Annotated in this window: 10 protein-coding genes; 7 read left to right on the top strand and 3 right to left on the bottom strand. The window is 69.1% G+C overall.

The genetic code is table 11. The features are described from left to right. From EYA84_RS32525 to EYA84_RS17600, 7 genes are all read left to right on the top strand, one after another. Positions 1-451, top strand: a 451-nt coding sequence (locus tag EYA84_RS32525; protein ID WP_394347583.1) for a sensor histidine kinase, incomplete at its 5' end; no start/stop codon positions are given. Continuing rightward, positions 448-1,053 carry a response regulator transcription factor gene (locus tag EYA84_RS17630; RefSeq protein WP_131054156.1) on the top strand — a complete coding sequence of 202 codons (606 nt, stop codon included), beginning with the start codon at positions 448-450 and terminating at the stop codon, positions 1,051-1,053. The genes EYA84_RS32525 and EYA84_RS17630, both read left to right, overlap by 4 nt. Positions 1,054-1,161: 108 nt before the next feature. Next, entirely contained in the window at positions 1,162-1,689 is a 528-nt protein-coding gene (locus EYA84_RS32520) for a hypothetical protein (protein ID WP_161594994.1), read from the top strand. Positions 1,690-2,621: 932 nt separating this feature from the next. Continuing rightward, positions 2,622-3,251: a hypothetical protein gene (locus EYA84_RS17620; RefSeq protein WP_131054155.1), complete on the top strand. Its 630-nt coding sequence runs from the start codon at positions 2,622-2,624 to the stop codon at positions 3,249-3,251. A 171-nt stretch (positions 3,252-3,422) separates the two neighbouring features. Then, complete coding sequence (locus EYA84_RS17610) at positions 3,423-4,673, top strand: hypothetical protein (RefSeq protein WP_131054153.1); 1,251 nt, start codon at positions 3,423-3,425, stop codon at positions 4,671-4,673. A gap of 193 nt (positions 4,674-4,866) precedes the next feature. Next, a complete protein-coding gene (locus tag EYA84_RS17605) occupies positions 4,867-5,838 on the top strand; it encodes a DUF5715 family protein (protein ID WP_131054152.1) in 972 nt (323 codons plus the stop codon). A gap of 2 nt (positions 5,839-5,840) precedes the next feature. Further along, positions 5,841-7,451, top strand: a complete 1,611-nt coding sequence (locus EYA84_RS17600; RefSeq protein WP_131054151.1) for an asparagine synthetase B — start codon at positions 5,841-5,843, stop codon at positions 7,449-7,451. A gap of 29 nt (positions 7,452-7,480) precedes the next feature. Here EYA84_RS17600 and EYA84_RS17595 read toward each other — a convergent pair whose 3' ends face one another. The 3 genes from EYA84_RS17595 to EYA84_RS17585 all read right to left on the bottom strand — a co-directional run bounded on the left by EYA84_RS17595 (position 7,481) and on the right by EYA84_RS17585 (position 10,592). Beyond that, the gene (locus tag EYA84_RS17595) at positions 7,481-8,695 is read right to left on the bottom strand and encodes an SLC13 family permease (RefSeq protein WP_131054150.1); all 1,215 of its coding nucleotides are present in this window, start codon (positions 8,693-8,695) and stop codon (positions 7,481-7,483) included. Between the two features lie 82 nt (positions 8,696-8,777). Continuing rightward, positions 8,778-8,999, bottom strand: coding sequence for a DUF2188 domain-containing protein (locus tag EYA84_RS17590; RefSeq protein WP_131054149.1), 222 nt, complete (start codon positions 8,997-8,999; stop codon positions 8,778-8,780). 138 nt (positions 9,000-9,137) lie between these two features. After that, a complete protein-coding gene (locus EYA84_RS17585; protein ID WP_131054148.1) occupies positions 9,138-10,592 on the bottom strand; it encodes an LVIVD repeat-containing protein in 1,455 nt (484 codons plus the stop codon). Positions 10,593-10,896 lie beyond the last annotated feature (304 nt).

Genomic DNA, 10,896 nt, shown 5'->3' with positions numbered 1-10,896 from the left:
GGAGGCGGGCGAGGCGCAGCGGCTCGCGGCCACCGCCCTCACCGAACTACGCCGGACGGTGCACGGCTACCGCCGGGTCGACCTCGGCGAGCAGGCGACGGCGGTCGCGCAGGTGCTGCGCTCGTCCGGCGTACGGTGCACCGTCGTTCCGCCCACCGGTGAGCTGCCGCCGGAGACGGCCACCCAACTCGCGGCGGTGCTCCGCGAGGCCGGCACCAACGTGCTGCGACACAGCCGGGCCGCCTGGTGCCGGATCGAGATCACCCAGCGGGAGGACGAGGTGCGGATGACCGTGACGAACGACGGGGCGACCGAGACGGGGACGGCGGACCGGCACAGTCACGGCCTGCGCGGACTGGCCGACCGGCTCGCCGCTGCCGGTGGACGGCTCCGCGTCGACCGGGCCGACGACGTGTTCACCGTCGAGGCGACCGTACCGGCCGTCGCATGATCCGGGTCCTGCTCGCCGACGACGAGGAACTGATCCGTGCCGCCCTGGCCGCCCTGCTGGAGTTGGAGGCGGACCTGACGGTCGTCGCGCAGGCGGCCGACGGGCCGGCGGCGGTCATCGCCGCCCTGGCCCACCGACCCGACGTGGCCGTGGTCGACCTGGCCATGCCCGGCCAGGACGGTTTCGGCGTCGCCGCCGAACTGGCCCGGGTGCTGCCGGAGTGCGCGGTGGTCATCCTCACCGGGCAGGGACGCCCGCCACACCTGGCCCGCGCGCTCTCCGCGGGAGCGCGCGGCTTCCTGCCCAAGGGCGCGCCGGGCGGGGCCCTCGCCGACGTGATCCGCCGGGTGCACGCCGGTGGCCGGTACGTCGACCCGGCGCTGGCGGCCGACGCGCTGAGCATCCCGCCGTGCCCACTGACCCCGCGCGAACTGGAGACGCTGCGGCTGGCCGAGGACGGATCATCGGTCGCGGCGATCGCCCGCCGCGCCCATCTCTCCAGCGGCACCGTCCGCAACTATCTCGCGCTGGCGGTGCAGAAGCTGGGTGTGGACAACCGGGCCGAGGCCGTTCGCGTCGCTCGTGATTGCGGTTGGTGGTGAGCGCCGACGGGCGTCGGTTCGAGGTGATCCGACGGCCGTCGGTGGACGTGTGATCAGCGGTCTGGCGGTCCAGAGAGGTCCTGCCCGTGGAACAGGGTCGGCGACAAGGTGGTCGCCACCGACCCGACCACCGGCCGGACCGCGATCCGACCGGTCACCGCTTTGATCGTCGGATTGGGTAGCAAGAACCTGGTCGAGATCACGAAATCCACACGTACTATGTGGCGGCCGGTGACACGCCGGTTCTCGTACACAATTGTGGCGGGAGTAAATGGGACTCCTGATGAAAATTATTCACCGGAGGCCATTTCTGCTAGAAGTGCGGCAAATGGAGAATTCTACGAGACGCCACAAGACATTCACGATCTTGTCACCGATGTTCTTTCCAACCCGAACTATCCGCAGCAGATGACGGGCCCTGCTCGAAACCTTGAGCCGGACGTGTATAAAGCCTCCGGGGCTCCAAGAGCGGCTCAGCGATGGAAGGACTCGGCTATCTACGACAATGGTGATCCACGCAGCCAGGCCCGCATTCTTATCGATGGTGGCGGGAGGATCGCCTACGTTGGTAGACGTCAAGATGGATCACACAACTACAAACATATAATTCCCTATCCTTGGGCTACAAGGTCGTAGGGCGCATGACGGCTGGTGTGGCCTGCAGGTATCGACTCTTTCTGGTCTAGCTTCAAAGGATTTGTCTGTGGATGGGATCGCGCTTTCGGATTCGCTTGTCAAGGCCGGGCTGGGTCTACTCGGCGTGGTGGACTTGGCCAATCGGCTAATCCCGCCAGCTCTGGCGACTTTTGTCGGTAGCTGCACTTCGCAAGATGGAGTGTTTGGGGGTTCAGTCGAATTATCTGATCCGATGCTGAGGGATAATGCGAACGCAGAATGGTATCGCCTGTCGATCGAAGGCGGGCTCTTCAGTGTAGCTCGACCGCACTTTCTGGTGGCGGTCAAGTCTCTCGATGAGAGGTTTCCGGTTTGGTGGTGGGTGCGTGTACGTCTGCTGGAGCAGTGGGACATTGTCGGCGCTGGGGCGTCGTCTGGTGTGTTGGGTAACCAAGCCTGTCGGCCCTCCTTTGTAATGCTCTCTCTGGACGGAAGAGTAATTTTAAGATGTGATGTTGGTCAATCAGCTATCGACTTTAGGGGCATGTGCCATCCTCGCCGCTCTCAGACGCTCCGACAGCATGGGGAGTGGATGTCCGCCTCTCCGCGTGTTGAGGGTGTAACGCGTGCCGCAATAAGAGGCTGGCTTGGTGATGATCGTTGAAAGTATGACTCCAAATTGTTGAATAGGCCGGCGGATGTCGGTGTCGGCCTATGGTGTGGCGTGGAATGATTGAGGCGATGTTGTGTTGAGTTGCAATTTATTTCGAAGGTGGTTTATGAAGAGAGCGCGGCGGCGACGGTTGGCGGCTCTGCCGGTTGCCGTGTCGTTGGTATTAGGGTCGGTCGTCGTGGTTCCGGCGGGGTCGGCGGGTGCCGACGCGGCCGGAAGAGGTGGGGATTTCGTTCCGGTCAATACCGTTCTGTTGGACACCCGCAGCGGTGTAGGTGGAGTGACCGGCGCGCGGGGCGCGACGTCCACGACCACTTTCACTGCGCTCGGTGTGGGCGGGGTGCCGACGAGCGGGGTGCGCGCTCTCCTCGTCGACATCACGGCTGTCAGCCCCACGGGGAACACCTACCCGACGGTCTTCCCGAACGGTGCGACCCGGCCGATCGTGGCCTCGCTCAACGCGTCCAAGGATGAGGTGTTGACCAACTCGGTCGTCGTCTCCCCCGGCAGCGAGGGCAAGCTCAGCCTCTACAACCACAGCGGCAGTACGCACGTCAAGCTCGACGTGCAGGGCTACTTCACCAGTGTCACGACCACTGCGGGCGGGGGCTTTGTGCCGATCGACCCTGTCCAGGTCGTCGATACCCGTAGCGGCCTCGGCAGCACGACCGGCCCGATCGGTGCCAGTGGTGGTACCCGTACGGTCACGTTGACCGGTGGTGTCATTCCCGCCGGGGCTTCGGCGGCGATGATCGGCGTGGTGGTGACGGGTGCGACCACGACGAGCTTCGTCACCGCCGCACCGGCGAACCAGGCCAGCGCCGCGAGCGCCCTGGGATTACCAGGTAGGTACGACGTCGATGGGAATGAGCGTGAAGCTGCCCGCCGACGGCCGGGTGGTGATCACTAATGGTGGTAGTGGGACAGTCCACGTGGTCATCTCGGTGCAGGGCTACTTCACCGCCACGCCGACCACCGGTGCCGGTCTGCGCATTCTGGCGGCCAGCCGGCTGCTGGACACCCGAGCAACAACGGTTACCTGAGGGTCTGGCCGGTCGGGGCGACCGCTAACAGTGCCTCGGTGACGAGCTTCAGCACCGGCCAGGTGGCCAGAGGAAGCCTCGCCGTTACCAAGGTCGGCACCGAGGGCAAGATCAGGATCCGGAACGGCAGCAGCGGTACGGTGCACGTGGTGGTCGACCTCCAGGGTTGGTTCGCCAACCCATTGCAGGAGCTCACGCCGGAATCCTTCACCCGTATGACGGTGATGCAGGGCTCACCGGACGGCACGGCGGTCCGCAAGGTGACGTTCGCCTACACCGACAATGCGGGCGTGTTGCGGATGGGTTCGGCCGATCCGAGCGCCTGGGGATTCATCGCCTGGACGGCCATTTCCGGTCAGCAGGCGTACACCGGTCCGCCGTCGCTTCACCAGCGTCCCGACAGCAAGGTCCAGGTGGCGGCGCAGAACATCGACACCAACATCTGGTCTGCCGCCGAGACGTCCTCTGCCGGTGGTGTCTTCGAGGCGCCGTCGAGTCTCGGTTGTTCCATGGCTGGGCCGCCCACAGGAGTCCGCCTCGACAACGGTGGTAGCCCCGTCGAGGTCCTCTTCGCCGTCGACGCGGACAGTCGCCTATGGCACTACCGCCAGGCCGGGACCGCCTGGTCCTGGACGAGCCTCGGTGTCGCCGGTCTGACCGGTCAGGTCACCGTGGTCGAGGAGAGCGACAACGCGGTACGGCTGGTTGCGCGGTCCACCACCGGCACGGTGAGGACGGCGCTCTACTATCCCGATGGCGCACTGTCGACCTGGACCGACCTTGGTGGGCAGGTCACCGGCACCCCGACGGCGGTCGTCCACCCCGGCTTCCGGTCCAGGGTCGTCGTGCGGGGCTCGGACGGCGCGGTCCTCACCAAGGTGGAGAGCGCCACGGGCTCCTGGTCGGCGCAGTGGGAGCGGATCGGGGACTTCACGGCCGCCGGCTCACCCGCCGCCGTCATGGATCCCGACCTCAGCCGGGTAGCCGTCGTGGCGCGTGGTGCCGATGACGAGCTGTACCAGATCTTCGAGACGGCAACCGGTGCGGGGACGTGGGGGCAGTGGCGGTCACTCAACCCGGACCCGTGGACGCCGTTGAACGTCGCCACCGATCCGACCGTGGCCACGATCTCCACCGGGAGCACTCAGTCCTTCGTCATCGCCTACCGGAACCGCAACGGCGCCATCGGTCTGGCCGAGCGCCGTCTGGATCACGGTGCGGGGTTGCGTGGTGCCGAGGTCGCCGAGATGTCGTTCGAGCACCACACTCTGCCGCCACCGGCAGAGTGAAGAGCTGATCGGTCCCGGCCGGCCCGCAAGGCTGGCCGGGACCGTTGTCGCCGAGATGACCGTGCGTGAAGGTCTGTTCTGACCCCTTAGGGAGGAATACGGAAGGATTGTTCGGGGTCCTTCCGGTCTGCGTGGTTACGGTGCCGCAGAGGGTGACATACACCGTGATGTCGCGACTGAGGGAGGCCCGGCCATGCGTGTGCCCAACCGTAGCCCCAGACGGCAGCAACCGCGTCCTCCTGTCCCGTACACGGCACCGGCCGGGCGTCGTATGTCGGTGCGGGGGCTCGCGAACTCCTCCCCGGACGGGCCGGACCTGGACGCGTACCGGGAGGCCGTGGGCGAGCTGCTGGTCGAGGTGGGCGCGCTCGCGGCGGCGAGCAGCACGAAGGCCCGCCAGGTGCTGATCGACCAGCGGCTGCGGGAGCCGGCCATCGCCGCGGTGCTCGACGACACCCCGCAGGGGTTGATCGGCGCGCGGGAGACCCTGCTGCTGGAGATGGCCCGGTACCAGCCCAACGCGCGCAGCTCCGCCGGGGACCTGGCCGCGCTGGTCCGGATCTATCTGCTGTCGCGTATCGACGTGATGTGGTGGCGCGACGCCTCCACCTTCGTCACCGACGCCGAGGTGCACCACAGCACCCAACTCGTGGACCTGGAGTGGCTACGCCGCCGGGGGCTGCTGCGGTTCCGCTACACCGAACAGCCCCGCACGGTGCTCGGCCGGGGCGTACGCGCGGTGCGTCGCCGGGTGCTGCCGGACGCCACTCCGCGTACCGCCGGGTTGCTGTTCCGCCGGGCCCGGCGGGAGGTGGTCGCGCTGCTCAACGACATCGGCCGGGAGTTCACCGCGGCCACCACGGTGGCCACGCCGCCGCTCTGGGTGACCAGCCTGGTCCGCAGCGCCGAGCACCAGTACCGGCTGCGCCGTCTCGGGTACGCCGCGATGGTGCCGAGCGGGCACTGCCTGGGCTGGGCGGTGGACGTGGAGATGGCCTGGTACGAGCGCTTCGGCGCGCGGGACACGCTGGCCGGGATCCTGCTGGACCGGCAGCGTGCCGGCGAACTCAACGTGATCGACGAGGGGCAGGCATGGCACATCTGCCTCGCGCCCTCGGCGACGCGGCGGCTGCGTCGTGCGTACGAGGCGGAGATGGGGATCTGACGATGTGCGGCATCGTGCTGAGCGTCGGTCCGGAGGCCGACCCGGCGATCTTCCGACGGATGCTCGCCACGCTGGTCCCGCGCGGCGAGGTCACCGAGACGCGGTACGAGAGCGGGCTGCTCGCCGGCACCCGGCGGCTGCGCGTGGTGGACCGGGACCGTGCGGTCCAGCCCTGGCTCTCCGCCGACGAGCGGTGGCTGCTCTGCTACAACGGCGAGGTCTTCAACCACCACGAGTTGCGCGCCGAGCTGATCGCCCTCGGGCACCGGTTCACCAGCGCCAGCGACACCGAGGTGGTGCTCGCCGCCTTCGAACGGTGGGGCGAGGAGATGGTGACCCGGCTGCGCGGCGAGTACGCCCTCGCCATCGCGGAACGGCCCACCGGCCGCGTCTATCTGGCGCGGGACCCGCTCGGTGTGAAGCCGCTGTACTGGTCCCGCGCACCGGGGTGCCTGCACGTGGCCAGCGAGGTCAAGGCACTGGTGCCGGCGCGGGCGCCGGTGACCGAGGTGCCGCCGGGGCACCACGGCTGGGTCGGCGAGGACCACCGGGTCCGCCTCCGCCCGTACGTGGACCTGCTCTCCCTCGGCGCGGACCGGCCGCCGGTGACGGACCCGGACGAGGCCGCCCTGCTCGTCCGGGACACCCTCACCGACAGCATCCGGGTACGCCTGGACACCGACCTCACGGTGGGCGTGGTGCTCTCCGGCGGGCTGGACAGCTCGCTGGCGCTGCTGCACACGGCACAGGCGCACCCGGACTGCGTCGCGGTCACCGTCGGCGCGCCGGGCAGCCCCGACCTGGCGTACGCCCGGCGGCTGGCCAAGGAGTTGGGGGTGCCGCACGAGGTGGTCGAGTTGCGTCCGCGCGACATCCGCCTCGCCGACGTCCGCGAGGCGATCCGGATCTCCGAGCTGACCGAGTACGGCGACATCATCAACGCGGTGGTCTCGGTGCCGATCTTCCGTCGGCTGCGCGAGTTGGGCGTGAAGGTGGTGCTCACCGGGGACGGCTCCGACGAACTGTTCGGCGGCTACCCGATGTACCACGAGGTCGGCCCGGCGGCGTCCCGCCGACTGTTCCTGCACAAGATCCGCAACCTGTGTCGTACCGAGTTGCAGCGGGTCGACCGGACCAGCATGGGCTTCGGCGTGGAGGCCCGGGTGCCCTTCCTGGACCTGGCCCTGGTCGAGCTGGCCATGCGGTTGCCGCTCGACCTCAAGATGCGCGACGGCCAGGAGAAGTGGATCGTCCGCCGGGCCTTCGCCGACCTGCTGCCGGACTACATCCGTCGCCGCCCCAAGAACCCGATGTCGTACTCCTCCGGCCTGCACGAGCGGGCCCGGCTGTACAAGCCGCTCTTCGCCCGCCTGCACCGCTCCTTCGGCTACGACCTGCTGGCACCGGTCCGGCGCGACTTCGACAGCGTGCTGACGCGCTGCGGCAACGACCTGGACGCGGCGATGGCCGCAGGCCGGGCCCGACCGGACTACACGATGCTGGAGCACGCCCGCGACCTGGTGGGCGCGGCCCGCTGGAACGCCGCCCCGATGGTGCGCCGCCTGGTCACCCCACGACGCACCCGGGGCGACGGCGCACCCCTACCCGGCTGAGCCGCCCACCAGGCGGGTTCGCGGGCGGGTCAGGTGGTGAGCAGGAGGGCGCTGACGGCGGCGAGGGTGCCGAGGGTCGCGACGGCGGCGCTGGTGGCGAGGAAACGGGCCAGCGGCACGCGTACCCGGGCGGCCCGGCAGCGCTCCAGCCAGAGCAGGGTGGCCAGGGACGCCCACGGCAGCGCCAGCGGGCCGATGTTGGTGCCGATCAGCAGGGCCAGCAGGCGTTGCCGGTCACCGGCCGGCAGCACCGCCTCGCCGGCCAGGTAGGCGGGCAGGTTGTTGACGAGGTTGGACAGCAGCGCACCGGTGCCGCCCGCGCGCAGCAGTCCGGGCACGCCGCCCTCGTCACCGGCGAGCCGGGCGACGAGGTCGTTCAGGCCGAACGCGCCGATGGTCTGGATCACCAGGAACAGGCCGGTGACGAAGAGCAGCAGCCGCCAGGGCAGCAGGGCGGGGCGCAGCGTACCGGGGGAGCGGAACGCGAAGACGAGCAGCAGCAGGCCGGCGGCGACCGCCGAGGCCAGGCCGACGGGGGCGCCGGCCACGATCGCGCCGACGAAGAGCAGGCAGGCGACGAGTGCGGTGCGGTAGAGCACCGGGTCGGTCGGCCGGTGCACCGACGGTGGCGCGAACCGGCCGTCGACGGGGCGGTCGCGCCGCCACCAGAAGTACCAGAGCAGGATCGTGGTGACCGCGAGCGCCGCCAGTTGGGGCAGCCACATGACGCTCGCGTACGCCAGCGGGTCGAGGCCGATCCGGTCGGCGGCCAGCAGGTTGGTCAGGTTGGAGACCGGCAGCAGCAGGCTGGCCGTGTTCGCCAGCCAGACCGTGGTGACCGCCAGCGGGGCCACCGCCGTGCGCAGGGTGACCGCCAGCGCGAGCATCACCGGCGTGAGCAGCACCGCCGTGGTGTCCAGGTTGAGCACGACGGTGGTGAGCGCGGCGAAGCCGACGCAGAGCGCGAAGAGGACCGGCCAGCGACCCCGGGCGGCGACCGCCAGCCGGGTGGCGAGGACGTCGAAGACACCGGCGGCGGCGGTCAGTTCGGCGAGGACCACCACGGTGCCGAGGAAGACCAGCAGCGGCAGGACCCGGGTGAGGGTGTCGGCGGCGTCGGCGCGGGGCAGCAGGCCCGTCGCCACGCACACGGCACCCAGGACGGCCAGCCCGACCGCGATCACGTCCAGCGGGTGCGGCCGGCGTCGACCGGGTGCGGCCGGAACAGCCTCTGGGGAGGTCACGGCGCATCTTCGCACGGCCGGGCGGCCCGATCCGCTCGGGTGCCGGGCGAGGTGACGACCGGTACCGCCGGGGGGATGCCGGTCAGCCGGCGGGCGGGTACGGGTCGTCCTGGTAGGTGTACTCGGTCTCGATCTGGCCGTCCGCGGTGTGCACCACGAGCTGGCTCGGTTCGTTGCCGTGCGCCACCTTCCGCCCCGCGTCGACCGCGTCCTGCTTCGTGTCGTACGTGCCGACGACGGTCCCGCCCTGCTCGACCTTCCAGCCGTCGCCGTCCGGCACCACGTGGTACTCGTTTCGCGCCATTGCCGCGCCCCTTTCCTGCGTGACGGAATGTGCCGGACGAGGTACCCGGGACAGGCGGGGCAAAACACGACGTGGCGTACACGTGATGCGGGCCCGGCCCCCCGGAGAAGGGGACCGGGCCCGCAGGCGCGGGTGGTGCTACCAGCTCAGGTAGCTGGGCTGGGTCTGGACGTTGAACTCGCGGTAGTGGACCAGCTTGGCCGACCACGTCCGCCAGTCGTCGAGTTCGAGCACGTCCAGCCCCTTCTGGATGTCCGAGGAGTAGATGTGCCCGTTGTAGTAGTAGGCCGACCAGGAGCCGCCGACGACCAGCTGGGTGTCCGAGAGCGGGCCCCGCTCCCAGAAGCCGATCTCCTTGGGCTTGCGGGAGTCGGTGAAGTCCCACACCGAGATGCCGCCCTGATACCACGCCTGGACCATGATGTCCTTGCCGAGCACCGGGATCAGCGAGCCGTTGTGCGCCACGCAGTTCTCGGTGTCGCCGTTGGTGCGCGGGATCTTGTAGTAGCTGCGGAACTCCAGTTTGCGGTTGTCGCCCCGGCCGGTGAGGTCGTAGATCGCGTTGGCGCCCCGGTTCGGGCCGATCTCCTCGTTGCAGGTGGCCCCGCCACCGCCGCCGAGCTCGTCGGTGAAGACGACCTTCGTGCCGCGGTTGTTGAAGGTGGCCGAGTGCCAGAACGCGAAGTTGACGGTGTCGCGCACGGTGTGCAGCACGCGCGGCGCCTCCCGCTTGCTGATGTCCAGCAGCACCCCGTCACCCATGCACGCCCCGGCGGCGAGGTCCTTCTCCGGGTAGGCGGTGATGTCGTGGCAGCCGGTGGTCGCCGACCCGCCCGTCCGCCCCTCGTAGCCGCCGTCGGGGAAGAGGTTCGGCGTGGCGACCACGGCCGCGTCGGTCGGCTTCTTCAGCGGGACCTTGACGATGCTGATCGAGTCGTGGGGAGGCTGGCAGTCGGGGAAGGTGGCCTGCGGGCTGTACGAGGAGACGTACAGGTAGACCGACTTCTTGTCCTTCGCCGGCACCAGCGTGTGGGTGTGCGAGCCGCAGGCGGTCTCGACGGCCTTGAGGTAGCGCGGCTTCTTCTTGTCCTTGACGTCGAAGATCTTGATGCCCTCCCACGACTCCTTGATCGTGGCGGGTTGGGAGACGCTGCTGCACGAGTCGTCGCTGCGGGACGAGTCGGTCGACAGGAAGAGCAGGTCACCGTAGATGGAGATGTCGTTCTGCGCGCCCGGGCAGAGCACCTGCGACACGAGCTTCGGCTTGCTCGGCTTCGCGACGTCGTAGATGACGAAGCCGTCGTAGTTGCCGACGAAGGCGTACTTGCCCTGGAAGGCGATGTCGGTGCCGAGCGCCGACGTGGTGTCGAACGGGGCCTGCTTGGGCAGGTTGGCGATCTGCGTGAGGTTGGGGCTGTGGGAGATCTCGTCGACACCGAGTGGTGCCTCGACGGCGGCGGACTCGGTGGCCGTCCGCGTGACCGTCTGCGCGTTGCCGGGTGAGGCGACGGCGATGCTGGCGAGGAGGAGCCCGGTGGCGGCCACGCTGACGACGCGTAGCTGCCGCCCCCGCGGCGGGGTCGATCCGACCATCGGCGATGCCCTTCGAGAGGCGAGTGGCGATGGGCCGTACCATAACTCCGCGACGACACTCATCGATGTGACCTGGCTCACATCAAGTGAATATCGTAAATGGATACGATCGCTGCGACCTCGACCCTGAGGGGGTGTCGCATGACCGCCCGACGTGGACGCCTGCTGGCTGTCGTCACATCGGTCGTGGTGGCGCTGGCGGTGTCGGCCTTCGTGTTGCGCGACGGCGACCGGCCCGTGCCCCCCGCGCCGGCACCGGCCGCCGCCGCCGATCCTGTCTCTTATACAAACTCCGAGCCCACGA

This window comes from Verrucosispora sp. SN26_14.1 (genome assembly GCF_004307965.1).
Lineage (GTDB): Bacteria > Actinomycetota > Actinomycetes > Mycobacteriales > Micromonosporaceae > Micromonospora.
Note: the sequence above shows the minus strand (reverse complement) of the source record. Positions and strands in the feature narration are given on the sequence as shown.